The sequence below is a fragment of the Nonomuraea sp. NPDC049486 genome (genome assembly GCF_040676925.1).
GTDB classification, from domain to species: Bacteria; Actinomycetota; Actinomycetes; order Streptosporangiales; family Streptosporangiaceae; genus Nonomuraea; species Nonomuraea ferruginea.
Genome location: NZ_JBFAPV010000005.1, coordinates 1 through 15,880 on the forward strand (window position 1 = coordinate 1; position 15,880 = coordinate 15,880).

General features: G+C 69.2%; 15 protein-coding genes. 3 read left to right on the plus strand and 12 right to left on the minus strand.

The annotated features are described in order from the left end of the window. Positions 1 to 307: 307 nt before the first annotated feature. The 3 genes from AB0K05_RS16150 to fxsA form a co-directional block, all read right to left on the minus strand. Positions 308 to 2,377 (minus strand): tetratricopeptide repeat protein, encoded by a 2,070-nt coding sequence (locus AB0K05_RS16150; RefSeq protein ID WP_364229805.1) that lies wholly within the window; start codon positions 2,375 to 2,377, stop codon positions 308 to 310. Continuing rightward, positions 2,370 to 2,762: a hypothetical protein gene (locus AB0K05_RS16155; protein ID WP_364229807.1), complete on the minus strand. Its 393-nt coding sequence runs from the start codon at positions 2,760 to 2,762 to the stop codon at positions 2,370 to 2,372. The genes AB0K05_RS16150 and AB0K05_RS16155 overlap by 8 nt, the downstream gene beginning before the upstream one ends. A 206-nt stretch (positions 2,763 to 2,968) precedes the next feature. Then, entirely contained in the window at positions 2,969 to 3,118 is a 150-nt protein-coding gene (gene fxsA / locus AB0K05_RS16160) for an FxSxx-COOH cyclophane-containing RiPP peptide (RefSeq protein WP_148030502.1), read from the minus strand. 143 nt (positions 3,119 to 3,261) lie between these two features. On the opposite strand from fxsA, the gene fxsT reads away from it, so the two are divergent. Next, the gene (gene fxsT / locus AB0K05_RS16165) at positions 3,262 to 5,790 is read left to right on the plus strand and encodes an FxSxx-COOH system tetratricopeptide repeat protein (RefSeq protein ID WP_364229810.1); all 2,529 of its coding nucleotides are present in this window, start codon (positions 3,262 to 3,264) and stop codon (positions 5,788 to 5,790) included. 7 nt (positions 5,791 to 5,797) lie between these two features. Here fxsT and AB0K05_RS16170 read toward each other — a convergent pair whose 3' ends face one another. The 3 genes from AB0K05_RS16170 to AB0K05_RS16180 form a co-directional block, all read right to left on the minus strand. Continuing rightward, entirely contained in the window at positions 5,798 to 7,063 is a 1,266-nt protein-coding gene (locus AB0K05_RS16170; RefSeq protein WP_364229812.1) for an HEXXH motif domain-containing protein, read from the minus strand. Beyond that, entirely contained in the window at positions 7,060 to 8,289 is a 1,230-nt protein-coding gene (locus AB0K05_RS16175) for an FxsB family cyclophane-forming radical SAM/SPASM peptide maturase (RefSeq protein WP_364229814.1), read from the minus strand. The genes AB0K05_RS16170 and AB0K05_RS16175 overlap by 4 nt, the downstream gene beginning before the upstream one ends. A gap of 123 nt (positions 8,290 to 8,412) precedes the next feature. Continuing rightward, entirely contained in the window at positions 8,413 to 8,889 is a 477-nt protein-coding gene (locus tag AB0K05_RS16180) for a nucleoside deaminase (RefSeq protein ID WP_364229816.1), read from the minus strand. A gap of 57 nt (positions 8,890 to 8,946) precedes the next feature. On the opposite strand from AB0K05_RS16180, the gene AB0K05_RS16185 reads away from it, so the two are divergent. Both AB0K05_RS16185 and AB0K05_RS16190 read left to right on the plus strand, forming a co-directional pair. Further along, on the plus strand, positions 8,947 to 10,728 hold the full coding sequence (locus AB0K05_RS16185; protein WP_219545346.1) for an ABC transporter ATP-binding protein: 1,782 nt from the start codon (positions 8,947 to 8,949) through the stop codon (positions 10,726 to 10,728). Next, positions 10,725 to 12,548, plus strand: a complete 1,824-nt coding sequence (locus tag AB0K05_RS16190; RefSeq protein WP_187281057.1) for an ABC transporter ATP-binding protein — start codon at positions 10,725 to 10,727, stop codon at positions 12,546 to 12,548. The genes AB0K05_RS16185 and AB0K05_RS16190 overlap by 4 nt, the downstream gene beginning before the upstream one ends. Before the next feature lie 22 nt (positions 12,549 to 12,570). Here the strand turns inward: AB0K05_RS16190 and AB0K05_RS16195 are convergent, their stop codons facing one another. The 6 genes from AB0K05_RS16195 to AB0K05_RS16220 form a co-directional block, all read right to left on the minus strand. Beyond that, positions 12,571 to 12,972, minus strand: a complete 402-nt coding sequence (locus AB0K05_RS16195) for a hypothetical protein (protein ID WP_148030497.1) — start codon at positions 12,970 to 12,972, stop codon at positions 12,571 to 12,573. Between the two features lie 112 nt (positions 12,973 to 13,084). After that, positions 13,085 to 13,384 (minus strand): hypothetical protein, encoded by a 300-nt coding sequence (locus AB0K05_RS16200; RefSeq protein WP_148030496.1) that lies wholly within the window; start codon positions 13,382 to 13,384, stop codon positions 13,085 to 13,087. 58 nt (positions 13,385 to 13,442) lie between these two features. After that, on the minus strand, positions 13,443 to 13,778 hold the full coding sequence (locus AB0K05_RS16205; RefSeq protein WP_219545343.1) for a DUF202 domain-containing protein: 336 nt from the start codon (positions 13,776 to 13,778) through the stop codon (positions 13,443 to 13,445). A 3-nt stretch (positions 13,779 to 13,781) separates the two neighbouring features. Beyond that, complete coding sequence (locus tag AB0K05_RS16210) at positions 13,782 to 14,108, minus strand: DUF202 domain-containing protein (protein ID WP_148030494.1); 327 nt, start codon at positions 14,106 to 14,108, stop codon at positions 13,782 to 13,784. A 46-nt stretch (positions 14,109 to 14,154) separates the two neighbouring features. Beyond that, on the minus strand, positions 14,155 to 14,550 hold the full coding sequence (locus tag AB0K05_RS16215; RefSeq protein ID WP_271274901.1) for a hypothetical protein: 396 nt from the start codon (positions 14,548 to 14,550) through the stop codon (positions 14,155 to 14,157). A 38-nt stretch (positions 14,551 to 14,588) separates the two neighbouring features. Beyond that, the gene (locus AB0K05_RS16220; RefSeq protein ID WP_364229821.1) at positions 14,589 to 15,875 is read right to left on the minus strand and encodes an ABC transporter substrate-binding protein; all 1,287 of its coding nucleotides are present in this window, start codon (positions 15,873 to 15,875) and stop codon (positions 14,589 to 14,591) included. Positions 15,876 to 15,880: the final 5 nt, after the last annotated feature.

A 15,880-nucleotide genomic window follows, 5' to 3' on the forward strand; every position in this document is an offset into this window, starting at 1 on the left:
CGGCCTTCGACGACTCCTCCCGAAAGGCCCGATACGTCACCGCCTGCGTCCCAGAAATCCCCAATCGCCCTGAATTATTTCTCTGAGATCACCTCATTGCCACACCCGCCCGCAGATGTAATCGCACCAGTACGTCGTTCGTCATCACCGCTCATGACGAAGATCCCGCACCCGAGTTGCAGGGAGTTGCGGTGACTCAACCATACTTGGCCGGAGCACGCGAGTTGCGAAACGCGCAACCAGAAAGAGCACTCAGGCCGCATCCGATCGCCGGCCAGCGGCGGTCTCGGAGTCCCCTTACAGGTGATCACGGAATGTTGCCTTCATTCAAACCGGACAGTGCCCGAAGCGTGAGCCGGGTGTGGGGATGGTCGCTGCCCAGGACTTGCTGTTGCTGCTTCAGCAGTTGGCGGAAAAGGCGTTCGGCTTCGGCCCGGTCTCCCTGCTTCACCAACACCCTGGCGATCTCATAACGCGTGGCCAATGTCGCCGGATGCTGGGGTTCCAGCCATGCTTCCTGGTCCCGGAGCACATCCCGGAAGCGATTCTCGGCCTCGGCGAAATCCCCCCGCCCCGCCAAGGTCCGTGCGATCTCGTACCGAGTGGCCAGCGTACGCTCGTCATCGGCGCCCAACGCTGACTCCTGGTCCCGCAGCAACTCCTGGAGAAGATTCTCGGCCTCGGCGAACCTCTTCTGCTCCGCCACCACCACCGCGAGATCAGCTCGTATCTCCAATGATTCCATGCTGTTGCCGTCCGACGCCGTGGACAACAACTCACGATAGATGCGATCGGCCTCGGCCAATCTGTTGACGAACTGGTACGCGCCTGCCTGTACGCGCCGCAACGGCCGCGTGACAGGGTGATCAGGGCCGAGACGGGGCAGGCGTTTCAGCGCGGCCTCCGAGATCTTCACAGAGGCGTTGTACGAACCGGCCCACAGCAGCATCGTCGCGGTGACGCATGCGGTGCAGACCAGGTTCGCCAAGACGGGTTCACGAACCAGCGGGCCGGCGGCGTTCAGCATTTCTTCAAGATGGGCCCACCATTTCTGCCAGGCCGGCCAATGCGCGGGCTTGTCCACCTGTAAATCCGCGGTCGCGTGTATCAGCAGTTCGGTGGCGGCGGATACGGCACGGTCGGTTTCCACGTGGTCGAGATCCTCACGGACCGTCTCGGCGACCAGCGGATGCACCATCACCCCGGCGATCGCCTCCGCCGTCGCGCCTTCTGCCGCGGGCAGCGAGGTCTGGATCAGCCCCACTGAGAGCAGGGCTTCCAGCCCTGCCACCACGCCGGCCGGATCAGGACTGTCACAGGCCCGGCCGAGTATCTCGTGATCCAAACCGCTGATCGGGATGGGAACGGCGGGCGCGAACCAGGCCAGCACCCGCAGCAGCCCTCGCGCCTGCCCCACGCCCGCGGCGTTCAGCTGAGCCAGCGACAGTTCCCATGTCCGGCCCACCACGGCGCGATCGTCCACGTCGCCTGCCGTGCCGCCCAGCACGGCTGTTCCCTTGGACTCCAGGACCTGTTGGTAGCCGGAGAAGGATTGCCGCTGGGCGAACGGGGACGCCAGCTGCGATCCGGCGTGATGCAACGCGAGTGCGAGACCGCCCAGCCGCTCTGCCAGTGCTTCGGCCTCGGTGATGTCGCCGGCCCAGGGAACCAGGTCCACCAGCACCTGGCCGCCCTGCTCTTTGCTCAGCCAACCCACGGGATGGAGCTCGGCCCCACGGCCCCAGTGCCGCGGATCGCCGTCGCGCGTGCTGACCACCACCAGCCCGGACCTCGACCCGCGCACCCACCCGTTGCCGTCGCGCACCGTGCGACCTGCTGTCTCCAGCTCCGCGACGTCGTCGGCGTCGTCGATCACGAGCAGCCAGTCGCGATGGCGTTCCAACGCCTGCCACAGCACGTCGCATGCGGCCAAGCGGCCGGTACGCGCCGCGTCCACCTGCGCGTCGTCGGCTCCCAACGCCTGCGCCAGCACCAGCAGCGAGTCGGACAGGGCCGCCGCGTCCACCGCCGAGGCCCACCAGACCGGCCGGCGGGCCTGTACCGCTATATCGGCCAATTGCAGGGCCACAGTGGATTTGCCCGTGCCGCCCAGCCCCGCCAGCACGTGCACCCGGCCGTCCGGCGCCCCCAGCAACGTCCTCAGCTGCTCCAGCAGAGGTTCGCGACCCCGTACACGCTTCGGCAGGCGCCCCAGCGGAGGCCACAGCACTCCGTGCCCACCCGGGACCACCGGCGTGCCCTCGTCGGCGGAGCGGTACGTGATGTGCAGGTCACGTCCGGCACTCAGCGCATCCCGCAGTGCGGCGATACCTTGCCGCACTCTGGTTTCATCTGCTGGGAAAGGCTCGTCAGTCATCTGGCGACGGCTTCGCGTCAGGACGCTGCTGCACGGTCATGTCCCGACCTGCCGTATACGCGTCCCGGCCGGCGCGCACGTTCTGCACGAACTTCCCGGAGGAAGCGGTCTGCCGAGCCCATTCGGCCATTTCATCGGCGAACGCCCGATCGCGCTCGGCATACCAGCGCAATGCCTCGGCCAGTTCATGAAGCGCGCTTTCGTCCTCAGGTGTCGCCACGGCGCGCTCCAGCGCGTCCGCCGACCGCGGGTCCCCGCCGAAAACGATGCGAATGCGTTCCCGGATCTTCGCCACCAGGCTCAGTGCCGCGCTTTCTCCCAGCCCTTGGACCGCCCCGGTCCCCGCGACCAGAGCCACCGCACTTGCCATCGCCGCCACATCCACCTGCGCCCGCCCCTCCCCGCATCGATCGAACCAAATCTACAGATAAAGAGGCAATGGGCCGGATGAACGGCGGGAGATACACTACATACCTTTTTGTTCTCGCATTCTCGCACGACCTCTTAAATGATCCAGGCACCCACGGCACTGGTTATCGCAGGCAACAGCCGACCTCGCCCGGACGGAAAGTTCGGTGATGACGGCAGGAATCAGACCGATGATTGGAAGCTGGCCACGATGACACCCTCATCGGCCAGTCGCTCCAAAACCCTGTTCAGAGCCGGTATGTCGAGCCCTTTCAACGCCTCCAGATCGATATCACTGACATCGATCAAGCCCGTCCCGTGCGTGTCAGCCATGCCGCCCCCTCTTGCCCGATTACGGCTGCCCTTAACTTCCAAAACCGTCGTCCCGGCTATGGCACCTCACTTAGAGTGTGTGACCGCCCATCGCCAAAAGCAATCATCCGAGAGAAAATCGGGCTGACAGGAGGTGTCGGTTCATGGATCAGAAGACGGCTCCAGAGGCGTCACACCAGGTACCGGCGATCTGGGGGAAGAAGATTCCGGGCCGGAACAAACACTTCACCGGCCGGGAGAATCTCCTCGACCAGTTACGCACGAGCATCATCTCCACCGCCAAGGCGGCAGTCGTGCCTCAGGCGTTGCAAGGACTGGGCGGCGTCGGGAAGACACAACTGGCGATCGAATACGTGTGGCGTTACCGCAGTTTCTACGACCTGGTCTGGTGGGTGCCGGCGGACCAGCCGATGCTCGTCCCCAGCACGATCGCGGCCCTCGCCGACCACCTCCGATTGCGCCCGGCCAACAGCGTCGGCATCGAAGAGGCCGCCGCGTCCGTCCGTGACGCGCTGCAGCGCGGCGACCCGATCGACCGGTGGCTGCTTATATTCGACAACGCGGACGAGCCGGAGGAGATCCGCGACTTCATCCCCGAAGGCGGGCCCGGGCATGTGCTGATCACGTCGCGGAACAGCCGGTGGAGCGGTGTGGCAGAAACCGTCCCCGTGGACGTCTTCTCCACCGAGGAGAGCGTGGAGTTCCTCCGCAAGCGGCTGCAGAAGGACGTTCCGCAGAAGGAGGCGGAGCACCTGGCGAGTGAGCTCGGTGACCTTCCTCTGGCCCTGGAGCAGGCCGCGGCCCTTCAAATAATGACCGGGTTGTCCACCGAGGAGTACATCGAGCAGCTCGCCCTACAGACGAGGGAACTACTGAACCTCGGCAAGTCGACCGAATACCCGCTGTCGATGACGGCCGCCTGGCAGCTCTCAGTCAACGAGATCGAGAACCGGCTGCCCGAAGCAGCCATGGTGCTGCGCTGCCTGGCCTTCTTCGGGCCGGATCCGATCCCGCGCGCCGTCTTCCGCCGGGGAAGCAAGAGCGGTGTCAAGCGCATGGCGCCCATACTGGCGAATCCCGTCCTGGCCGCGAAAGCGTTCGGCGAGCTCAACCGGTTCGCCCTGGTGAAGATCGAGCAAGAGGCGGGGACCGTTCAGGTGCACCGCCTCGTCCAGGCCCTCCTGCGGGACTCGCTGGTGGAGCCGGAACGTGAGGAGATTCGGCACGAGGTTCATCTGCTGCTCGCGGGGGGCGCCCCTGCCGACCCCGAGGACACCGTCAACTGGCCCGACTTCGCCGATCTGGTCCCTCATGTACGCCCGGCGGGCGTCGCTCGATGCGCCGATCGCCAGGTGCAGCGATTCGCTATCGACGTCATTCGTTACCTGCACCGGGTGGCGAACTACTCCTCGGCGAAGAACTTCGCCGAGGAGTTCCGCGCGCACTGGACGGCCGCCCACGGGAAGAAGGACGAGAACGTCCTGCGGCTCTGCCGGCATCTGGGCAATGTCCTGTGGCAGATGGGAGCGTTTTCCGAGTCGCGAGCGCTGAACGAGGAAACGTTCCCCTGCATGCGTGAGGTTTTCGGCGAGGAGAACGAGGAGACGCTGCGCATCCGGCTCACCGTGGCCGCGGACCTCCGGGCCAAGGGGATGTTCAGGGAGGCGTTCGAACAGGACACCGAGTCGCTGGACCTGCACACCCGGGTCTTCGGCGCTGTCGCCCCCGCCACCTTGCGGGTGCTGAACAACCTGGCACTCGACAACGTCCTGCTGAGCCGGTTCGACACCGCCCTGGATCTCGCGCAACTGGTCTTCATCGAGCAGAGCAGCGCCAGGGACGGGATCCGCATATGGGAACTGCAGAGTTCCTGGAACGGACTGGCGCGCACGGTCAGGTTGCTCGGCGACCATGCGCAGGCCTGCGACGTCGGAGAAGAAGCGTACGCCCATGGGATCAGCCAGTTGGGCATCGAGCATCCACTCACTCTCATGACCGCCCGTGACCTGTCCATCGCCCGCCGCCGGATGGGTGATGTCGAAGGCGCTCTGGAGCTCGTCGAGGAGACCTTCACCAGGATGGATAAGCTCTTCGGCCCGGACAGCCCGGAAACCATGGCCACACAGGTCGCGTTCAGCAGGGCCTTGCATCAGGCCGGACGCTCCGAAGAGGCGATGGCGCTCGCCCGGCAGGCCCTCCCCCGCTATCGCAGGATCTACGGCGACCAGCACCCCTTCACCAACGGCTGCCTGATGAATCTCGCGCTGCTCTACCAGCTCCGCGGGGATGTCATCCAGGCGAAGGAGATGGACCGGCAGGCGTACGAGAGCTTGCTCGACAGGCTGGGGCCCAATCACGGCTACGTGTTCGGCGCCACCCTCAACCTCGCCAGTGATCTGGCCGCCCTGGACGACGTCGCCGGCGCACGCGAGCTGGGCGAGGACCTCTTGGCCCAGATGCGCGCGTTCTACGGCCCCGACAACTTGCTCACGCTGGCCGCCGCCGTCAACCTCGCGCTCGACCTTCAGGCCGATGGGAAACCGGAACAGGCGGAGACCCTGTATACGGACACGATGCGACGCTACGGAAGGTACGACCTGGGCCACCCCGAGAGAATCCACGCCGAGAGCAAGAAGCGCTTCAACTGGGACTTCGACCCCATCAGCCTCTGACGACCGATCACCCGTTACGGGCGAGCCACGCCTCCCGGTGCGCGGCCGCCTCCCTCCCGGCGGCGTCCAGCGCGGCGGGAGGGACGCTCTCCGCCATCCAGTCCGCCAGCGTGCCCCGCATCGCCGTCACGAACCGCTCGCCGGGCGGGGTGAGCCGCCCGCTGTCCAGGAGCGTCCCCGTCGCCTCGAACGCGGCCTGCCGCCAGTGCGCGAACTCGACGTGCGGCTGCGGGCCGGTCTCGTCCGCACGCTGGCGCCGCCAGAAGCCCGCGACCCCGAGATGCGCGTACGTGCCCTGCAGCAGCCCCGCCAGCGGGCGGGGGTCGGGCCGCCAGGGCGCGTAGTACCTGCCGTCGTCGGGCTCCAGCAGTTCGACCGTGTCGAGCACCGCGCCGAGCTTGGCGTGCTGGACCTCGTGCGCGAACGTGGACGCCATCCAGCGCCAGTCCCGCGGCGTGGAGATCCCGATGGCGCCGAACCTGTCCCTGGCCGTGGCGCTGTTCATGCGGTAGGCCGGGCCGGTGATGGGTGTGAGCACGGAGACGATCGAGGCGGTCTCGCCGGCGAGCGTCCAGTGCCGGGCCTTCATGACCTGCCAGGAAATCCGGAGGTGCTCGCGCCAGACGTCCAGCTCGGCCGGGGGCAGCCGCCCGTCCGGCGCCTCGTCGGGAGACCAGCGGAACGGGTCCAGGTCGTCCACGCACAGGCTGAAGCCGTCCGCCGTGATGCGTCGCAGCGGTAGCCAGCCCGGTTCCTCCCGCTCTTCCGCCTGCCGTCCGGCCGTCCGGTCCGCCGCGCGTACGCGGCGTCCGCCCGCCTCCAGGGTCCCGTCGGGGTGGACGCGGAGGTCCACCAGGTCGGCCGGGTCGGCGGTCACGATCTGGCCGAGCGAGGGCAGCGTGATCCGGCCGTCCGGAGCGGGCGCCTCGACCCGGGCCGTAAGCCGGGCCAGGATCGCCGCCGCGGCGGCCAGCGCGCCGAGTTGGGTGGCGGTCCCCCGCGACCGGATGACGTGCGCCGCCCAGGCGCCCACCGCCGGATGGCCCAGCACGGTCTCCACGGCCTCCGGCGCCTTCTTCTCGATCCAGGCGAGCAGGTCGTAGGCATGGCCCACGGCCGGGTGGGAGCCCGCGAGCCGGACGACGCCCAGCACGAGGAGCCGATGCTTGCTGCGCTCGGCGGCCACCAGATGGCGCGCGGCCTCCGCCCCGCCGCCACCGGCCGCCAGCCGGGCGAGGATGTCATCGGGCAACCGGTGGGGCCGCGGTCTCATGGGCGTCCCTTCGGGAGTCGGGCTCTGCGGAGATCGGCCAGGAGCCGGTCGCGGATGTGACCGATCAGCCGGTAGAGGTCGGGGCAGTAGACGGACGGGTTCAGGAAGCCGGTGCCGCGGCGGTAGCGGTGGGTGTAGAGGCCGGCCCCGCAGACCCTGCTGTACGGGCACGCCTTGCACGTGTCGCTCAGCCCCTCGAAGGCCAGTTGCCTGGCCACCACGCCGGGGTGCAGGAGCGCGGCGTCGAACGGATGGTCGACGACGTTCAGCCCGGTCGCCGGCGCGCCGTGCCGCACCGCCTTCAGCGAGTCCGTCTGCTCCATCGTCCCGTCGGTTTCGATCACGACCAGGGTGGACGGCGTGAGCCCGACCGCTTCACTGGCGGAGGCGCGGCCGAGGAGCAGGTGGATGATCTCCTGGAAGAGCCGGACGACGGTCTCCCCGCTGGCGCCGTACCAGCGGTCGAAGACGGCCACGAGCCAGCCCGCGTACGGCGTCGCGGCCGGGTCCGGCACTCGGCCCGGGGGCGGCGCGTCCCAGGTGCCGTGCGGGAGGAGGAAGTCGATCACCGGCGGCTGGAAGTGCAGTAGCGCCTCGTACGTCTCGACGGGGTCGTTCGCCAGATCCACCGTGCACAGGAGGCCGTTGTAGACGTGCCGGAACTCCGGCTCCATGAGGAGGGAGAGCGCTTCGGCGACGGCCGGATAGCTGCTGCGCCCGTCCGCGTAGCGGCGGTTCCTGTCGTTGCCGCGCGGCGTGCCGTCCAGGCTCACCCCCACGTCCACGCCCTCGTCGGCGAAAGCGCGCAGCACGTCCTTGTCCAGGAGCACGCCGTTGGTCTGGACGACCGCCTCGACGCGCACGTCCGGGCCGGCCCTGTCACGGACGAGGCGGACGGCCCGCACGAGGTAGTCGGCGCCCGCGAGCAGGGGTTCGCCGCCGTGCAGGATCAGCCGGACGGAGTCGAGCCGGTGGGCCGCCGCGTGCTCGGCGATCCGGCCGGCGACGGCGCTCACCAGTTCCGGCGCCATGATCATCGGCCGGGACCGCCAGCTCTGGTCGGCCAGCGTGTAGACGTAGCAGTAGTCGCAGGCGAGGTTGCAACGGCTGTGCGCCTTGAGCAGGAATTGCCGGAAGGGGTGGGCACGCCACCCGTTTCTCAGCATTTCGGCGACGTCGAGGGTGCCGGGCCACTCCCTCCTCGGGTCTTCCACCTGGTAGGTCACCCTGGAACACCCCGCACCCGCCGGAAATATCGGAGTGATTCAAGATATTAACCGAGAAATCGAGCTATTGGGAGGAGCTGGTCAGCAGGCCATAAATGTCAGGACTTAATCACCATTATTGTATTAACTGCGGTGAAAGCGGCGGTGCAGCTCCCTGACCTCTTCCGCGAGCTCAGGCGCCGGCCCCTCCACCACCGCTTCCGGCACCACCTCCCGGATCGCCAGCGTCCGCACCGGCGGCGGAGCCACTCCCATCTCCCCCAGCCACCCCGACAGCTGCTCCGACGACGCCGCGTACACGATCCGGCCCAGCCCCACCCACCCGTGGGCCGCCGCGCACATCGGGCAGTGCTCCCCCGAGGTGTACATGGTGGCCGTCGCCCGCTCCTCCGGGCTCAGGTTGGCGGCGGCCCAGCGGGCCAGTTCGAACTCCGGGTGGCGGGTGTGGTCGCCGGTCGCGACCACGTGGTTGTGGTCCTCGCCCAGGACCGTGCCGTCCGCGCTCACCAGCACGGATCCGAAGGGCTCGTCGCCGGAGGCGAGGGCCTCGGCGGCGAGTTCGACGCATCTGCGCAGGTGACGAAGGTCTGTCTCGTTCATGAGATCCACCATGCCACGTCCGAAAATGGGTTGAGGGGCGGTACTAGCCTTAGAAGGATGCCTCCTGATACGCGCGCTCCTCGTCGTCCCCTGCTCGAAAACATCTCTCTATGGCGGTTACGGCGCTATCTCCGCCCGTATGTCGGAAAGCTCGTCTTCATCTGGCTGGCCGCGATCGTCGGCATCAGTGCCAGCATCGCGTTGCCCCTGGTCGGCGAGCGGGTCGTCGACGGGCCGGTGCGCGACGGCGACAGCCGGGCGCTGCTGCTGCTCGGGTCGCTGGCGCTCGGTCTCGGCGTCCTCGAAGCGCTTCTCATCTTCCTGCGCCGGTGGGCGCAGATCGGCCCGGTGCTGGGGCTGGAGACGCGCATCCGCGACGACCTGTACGCACAGCTGCAGCGGCTGCCGATGAGGTTCCACGGCGAGTGGCAGTCGGGCCAGCTGCTGTCGCGGGCCACCACGGACCTGTCGACGATCCGCCGGTTCCTCGGCTTCGGCATGCTCTTCCTGGTCATGAACATCCTGCAGCTGATCACGGTGACCGTGCTGCTGCTCAACATGTACTGGCCGCTGGGCGTGCTGGTGGCCGTCTCTGCGGTGCCGATCGTCCTGCTGTCGATGCGGTTCGAGAAGCGCTACATCCGCATCTCCCGGCAGGTTCAGGACGAGCAGGGCGACCTGGCGACGCTGGTCGAGGAGTCGGCCATCGGCATCCGTACGATCAAGGCGTTCGGCCGCCGTCACCACGTCTTCGAGCGCTACGACGAGGCGGCGCGCAGGCTGTACGGGACGTCGATGGAGAAGGTGCGGCTGTCGGCGCGGTTCTTCACCTTCCTGGAGGTGATCCCGAACGTCACGCTGGCGATGGTGCTGCTGCTCGGCGCGCTGGCCGTGGGGCAGGGCTCGCTGACGCTGGGCGCGTTGTTCGCGTTCACCACGCTGGTGCTGCAGCTGGTGTGGCCGATCGCCAGCCTCGGCTACATCCTGGCCATGGCGCAGGAGGCGATGACCGCCGCCGACCGGGTCCTGGAGGTCCTGGACACGGTCCCGGAGATCACCGGCGGCCGGGGGCGGATCGAGCGGCCCCGCGGTCACCTGCGGTTCGAGGGGGTGGAGTTCCGCTTCCCCGGCGCCGACCGGCCGGTCCTGCACGACCTGTGGCTGGAGGTGCGGCCGGGTGAGACGGTCGCGGTGGTGGGCGCCACCGGCTCGGGCAAGACCACGCTGACCGCGCTGGTCCCGCGGCTCCTCGACGTCACCGGGGGCCGGGTCACGATCGACGGTCACGACGTGCGCGACCTGGAGCTGCCCGAGTTGCGCTCCATCGTGGCGACCGCGTTCGAGGAGCCGACGCTGTTCTCCATGAGCGTGCGCGAGAACCTGACGATGGGCCGCCTGGACGCGACCGAGGAGGAGGTCGACGACGCGATCCGCACCGCGCAGGCGATGTTCGTGTACGACCTGCCGTGGGGTCTGGACACCCGGATCGGCGAGCAGGGCATGTCGTTGTCCGGCGGCCAGCGGCAGCGGCTGGCCCTGGCCAGGGCGGTGCTGAGCAGACCGAGGATCCTGGTGCTCGACGACACCCTCTCGGCGCTGGACGTGGAGACCGAGGCGCTGGTGGAGGCGGCGCTGCGGGAGGTGCTGCGCGAGGCGACCGGCATCGTGGTGGCGCACCGGGCCTCCACCGTGCTGCTGGCGGACAAGGTGGCGCTGCTCGCGGGCGGCACGATCACACATGTCGGCCGCCACCACGACCTGCTGGCCGAGGTGCCCGAATACCGGCAGCTCCTGGCCCAGGACGCCGATCTGGACCCGTCGGAAGGAGCCTTGCGTTGACATCCGCCACGACCGGCTGGCGCGGGGTCGCCTCCGAGGACCAGGACGAGCTGCCGGACAAGGTGAGCGGCCTGCTGCGGGCCCGTTCGCGCAGGCTGCTGGGCGACCTGCTGGCCCCGCACCGCAAGGGCATCATGGTGCTCACCGCGGTCATCATCGCCTCCAGCGGGGCCGGGCTGGCCATCCCCTACCTGGTGAAGGTGGGCATCGACGCGGGCATCCCGCCGATGCTGCGCGGCGAGGGCACGGGCACGCTGCTGACGGTGGTGGGCGTGATCCTGGCGGCGGCCGCCGCGCAGGCGCTCACCCGGCAGGCGTTCCTCAAGATGTCCGGCCGGATCGGTCACCAGATCCTGCTGGAGCTGCGCAGGAGGGTGTTCGACCACTTCCAGCGGCTGTCGCTGAGCTTCCACGAGAAGTACACCTCGGGCCGGGTCATCTCGCGGCTCACCTCGGACATCGAGGCGATCGCCGAGCTGCTGCAGGCCGGTTTCGACGGGCTGGTCACGGCGGTGCTGACGATGGCCGGCACCGCCGTGCTGCTGCTCGTGCTGGACGTGGAGCTGGGGCTGGTGGCGCTGGTGCCGCTGCCGATCCTGCTGCTGTTCACCCGGTGGTTCCGCCGGCAGTCCGCGATCGTCTACCGGCGCACGAGGGAGACGGTGGCGCTGGTCATCGTGCACTTCGTCGAGTCGATGACCGGCATGCGGGCGGTGCAGGCGTTCCGCCGCGAGCCGCGCAACCAGGAGATCTTCGAGCGGCTGAACGACGACTACCGCCAGGCCAACGCGCGCAGCATGAGGCTGATCGCGGTGTTCATGCCGGGCATCAAGCTGATCGGCAACCTGACGGTGGCGGCCGTGCTGTTCTACGGCGGCTGGCTGGCCTTCCACGGGGAGGTCACGGTGGGCGTGCTCACCGCGTTCCTGCTCTACCTGCGCGGCTTCTACGAGCCGATGCAGGAGATCAGCCAGTTCTACAACACGCTGCAGTCGGCCAGTGCGGCGCTGGAGAAGCTGTCGGGCGTGCTGGAGGAGGAGCCGGCGGTGCCGGAGCCGCGCGCGCCGCGCCCGCTGCCGCAGGCGCGCGGCGAGGTGCGCTTCGAGGACGTACGGTTCGCGTACGTGGAGTCGATGCCGATCCTGCCCGGCCTGGACCTGGCGATCCCGGCGGGGCAGAGCGTGGCGCTGGTCGGCTCGACGGGGGCGGGCAAGACCACGCTGGCCAAGCTGATCTCCCGCTTCTACGACCCGACGGCCGGGCGGGTGCTGCTGGACGGGGCCGACCTGCGGGAGCTGGACGAGCCCACGCTGCGCCGGGCGGTGGTCATGGTGACGCAGGAGAACTTCCTGTTCAACGGGACCGTCCTGGACAACATCATGTTCGGCCGGCCGGGCGCGACCGAGCGGCAGGTGCGCGAGGCGGCGCAGGCGATCGGCGCGCACGACTTCATCGCGTCGCTGCCCGACGGCTACCACACGGACGTGGGCAAGCAGGGCGGGCGCATGTCGGCCGGCCAGCGGCAGCTGGTGGCGTTCGCGCGGGCGTTCCTGGCCGACCCGGCGGTGCTCATCCTGGACGAGGCGACCTCCAGCCTGGACGTGCCGAGCGAGCGGCTGGTGCAGCGCGCGCTGCGCACGATCCTGGCCGACCGCACGGCGCTGATCATCGCCCACCGGCTGTCGACGGTGGAGATCGCCGACCGGGTGCTCGTCATGGAGCGCGGCGAGATCGTCGAGGACGGGCCGCCGGACCGGCTGGTGGCCGCCGACGGCCGCTTCGCGGGCCTGCACCGCGCCTGGCTGGAGAGCCTCTCCTAGTGCGGCCCGGCGGACGCCATGACTAGTGCGGCCTGGCGGCCGCCATGACGCGATACACCTCGTACGCGGCCACCAGCACCGCCGGGACCCCGAGCACGACCAGGAGCCGGTGGTGGCGCGGCGTCCGGCCCGCCGCCACCGGTACGGGATCGGGGTCGGGCACCCGCGGCCGCTCCGGCTCGGGCTCGGGCGAGGACAGCAGCTCGGGGTGGCGGGCGAGGTAGCCGTCGGGGAACGACGTCACCGCGAACCCGCCGCAGGCCGGGCAGCAGGCGCCCGACCAGGGCGGCTGCACCACCACGCCGCCCATCAGCCAGATCTCGCCCCGGTCACCGAGCCTGACGGTGTAGGCCTCCTCCCAGACGTGCCAGCAGCGCAGGCACTCCAGCGGCCACAACCGGCGCCCACCGGTTCCTTCGTGCACCAGGACCACCCCCCGGGTCAGGGACCGTCATCCGCACCGAGTGTCCGCCCTGCCTATTGACACGGCAAGATGGCCCTTATAACACTCTCTGTTAGTAAAATATGACCATCTGTTACGTCTCAAGCCAACGCGGGCGTTTCCGCACCGGGCTGATGAGCGGGGTGGCGTCGGAGCCGGCGGGCCGCGTGGACCTCATCAGCTCCGGGTGGTGGGCCAGGTAGCCCTCGGGGAACTGGACCGCCTGGTAGCAGCCGCACCTCGGGCACTTCTCGGCCGGCGTCGGGGGCGGCACAGGGACGTTTCCGCGCAGCCAGACCTCACCCCGGTCGCCGAACCTGATGGTGTATTCCTCTTCCCACACGTGCCAGCAGGCGCGGCATTCGAAGGGGACCTTCCGCAGTTCTTCTCTCATGAGGTCACCTCCCTCTCTTCGAGTGTCCGCCTTCCTCCCGCGGCCCCGCAACCCGCCCTCAGCGCATGGACAGCACGAACACCACTGCCCCGGCGACCAGGGCGAGCGTGCCGAGCCAGGCGAAGACCGCGTCGGCCCGGTGGTCCAGCGGCCGGCCGCCGTGCAGCGCCTCCTGCACCCGGAGGAAGCGGGTGCCGGTGCGGATGAGCAGGACGGCGCCGCAGAGCGCCGCCAGCGCGAACGCGGCCGCCGCCGGGAGCGGCAGCCCGGCGCGCGCCGACAGCCCGGCCGCGCCGAGGCCGCCGGTGGCCAGCATGACGGCGGTGCGGACCCAGGCCAGGCGGGTGCGCTCGCTCTGCAGCCCCTGGTCCCAGATCTCGTGCGGATCGCCCACCGGTCAGGCCGCCAGCAGGATCATCACCAGGGCCAGCACCGCCACGGTCGCGACCCCGTACCCGAACACGGACGCCAGCGCGGGCGGCGGGAGCGGCGCCTGGGCACGCAGCGCGCGCTGGATGTTGCGCCAGCGCGGATAGGCCATGCCGGCGGCCAGCGCCGACAGCGTGACCAGGATGACGGCCAGGGTGGTGCGCAGCCATGGGACGAAGTCCGTGGAGGGCACCGCCGCCATGGCCACCCCGGCGGCGCTGAGCGCCAGGGCGGTGCTCAGCCAGGTGAGAAAGGTTCGCTCGTTGGCCAGGGTGAAACGCGGGTCAGGCTCCATGAGCCCCACGCTATTTCGCGACCATTCTCCCTAGAGAAAGCGGGGTTCAGCCTCCGGAGCAGGCCTCGGCGACCTGCTTGACGTAGGCGGCCGTGTCGCTGCCGACCTTCTGGGCGGCGTCGACGGCGTCGTTGACGGTTTGCACGTTGAGGCCGGACAGGGTGCCGGCGAGCTTGTCGGACGCTTCCTTGATGGTGGTGTTGGCGGCCGAGTCGGCGAGGTCGTTGAGCTTGGCGGCCGTGTCGTCGAGCGCCTTCTCCATGGCCTGCGGGTCGTTGACCAACTGGGTCAGCTGCGACGTCAGCTCACCGACGATCTTTGGGGCCTCCAGGCATGCCTGGGCTCTGTCGATCGTGGTGTTGACCTCGGCGCAGCCGGCCGCGGCGAACGCGAACGCGGGGATGACGGCGAGGGACGCGAACCGGCGGTAGCGGCGAGACATGTCCCGACCCTACCCAACCGACCGCGTCCCCCGCGTGATCACAGCTTGGCGAAACAGGGACCGTCGAAGGTGTAGGACTCGGCGGTGGGGCCGGTGAAGAAGTCCCGCACCTCGGTGACGCCGGTCGGCGCCGTCTCGTCGAGTTTGTTGATGAGCGTCTGGCGGAAGGTGGCGGTGTTGGGATCGTCGGCGTAATTTCCGGCCTCGGGCGGCAGCATGCCCTCGTAGTCGACGGTCTTGAGCGACTTGACGGCCGCGAGCAGGCCGGCGCGGCTCACGTCGCCGCCGGCGACCATCTTCTCCAGTGCCGCCTTCATCGGGTACGCCCACGCCCAGCCGGAGGTGTAGCCGTCGTTGGGGGTGACGCCGGGCAGCGCCTCCCGCATGGCCTGGTGGCCGGGCGTGTCGGCGTTCCACGGCTTGCCGGGGGCCGACTGCTCGTACAGGGCCTTGAGCGCCTCGGCGGCGGGCGACTGGAGCAGGGCGGGGTTCCAGGTCGGGCCGGTGCCGATGAAGCGGCCCTTGAATCCGGCCGCGGCGCTCTGGCCGACGATGGTGGCGGCGTCGGCCGGGCCGGTGGTGAGGATCACCAGGTCCGGCTTGACGCGGGTGATCTCGGTGATGGCGCGGCCCTGCTCGGTGGCGCCCGGCGGGGTCTCGACGCCGGTGAACTCCAGCCCGTGCGCCTCGGCCGCGATCTTGGCGCCGGCCGCGGCGTCCGCGCCGTAGTCGCCGGCCAGGTGCACGGCCATCACGGACTTGGGCTGGTACGCCTCCATGGCGTAGTCGACGGAGTTCATCGCCTCGACGCAGTAGTTGGCGCCGGTCTCGATCACCACGTCCTCGAACTCCCAGGCGGAGGTCCAGGAGGCCGGGGCGGAGACGACGCTGCTTGCCTTGAGGTCGCCGATGATGGCGGCGGTGGTGGGCGAGCCGAGCGTCTGGGCGAGGCCGAGCACCTGGTCCTTGATCTCGTTGTAGACCTGCCGGTGGACCTCCGGGTTGTACTTGTTGTCGCGGACGTAGCGGGTGACGTCGACCTCGTACGTGCCGCCGATGCCGCCGGCCTTGTTGACCCGGGCCCAGAACGCCTTCTGCGCCTCGGTGATCGGCACGGCCAGCGCCGCGAACGGCCCGGCCGTCAGGTCGGAGATGGAGCCGAGGTAGATGCATCCCTTGGCGCTGTCGACAGCGGAGGGACAGGGCTCACTGGTGACTCCTGTCGTCTGGGCGCTCTGCCCGCCCTCGTCGTCCCCCCGGAAGACGCCGCACGCGGACAGAAGGGCCACTGCTGCAGTGATGGCCACCACATAGCGACTCTTCATGAAAT

Bases quoted from the DNA above. Each gene is read 5' to 3' on its own strand.
- AB0K05_RS16170 (WP_364229812.1), bottom strand. From the start codon at position 7,063: ATGAGACCGCGGCCCCACCGGTTGCCCGATGACATCCTCGCCCGGCTG.
- AB0K05_RS16185 (WP_219545346.1), top strand. From the start codon at position 8,947: ATGCCTCCTGATACGCGCGCTCCTCGTCGTCCCCTGCTCGAAAACATC.
- fxsA (WP_148030502.1), bottom strand. From the start codon at position 3,118: ATGGCTGACACGCACGGGACGGGCTTGATCGATGTCAGTGATATCGAT.
- AB0K05_RS16210 (WP_148030494.1), bottom strand. From the start codon at position 14,108: ATGGAGCCTGACCCGCGTTTCACCCTGGCCAACGAGCGAACCTTTCTC.
- AB0K05_RS16180 (WP_364229816.1), bottom strand. From the start codon at position 8,889: ATGAACGAGACAGACCTTCGTCACCTGCGCAGATGCGTCGAACTCGCC.
- AB0K05_RS16215 (WP_271274901.1), bottom strand. From the start codon at position 14,550: ATGTCTCGCCGCTACCGCCGGTTCGCGTCCCTCGCCGTCATCCCCGCG.
- fxsT (WP_364229810.1), top strand. From the start codon at position 3,262: ATGGATCAGAAGACGGCTCCAGAGGCGTCACACCAGGTACCGGCGATC.
- AB0K05_RS16200 (WP_148030496.1), bottom strand. From the start codon at position 13,384: ATGAGAGAAGAACTGCGGAAGGTCCCCTTCGAATGCCGCGCCTGCTGG.
- AB0K05_RS16220 (WP_364229821.1), bottom strand. From the start codon at position 15,875: ATGAAGAGTCGCTATGTGGTGGCCATCACTGCAGCAGTGGCCCTTCTG.
- AB0K05_RS16150 (WP_364229805.1), bottom strand. From the start codon at position 2,377: ATGACTGACGAGCCTTTCCCAGCAGATGAAACCAGAGTGCGGCAAGGT.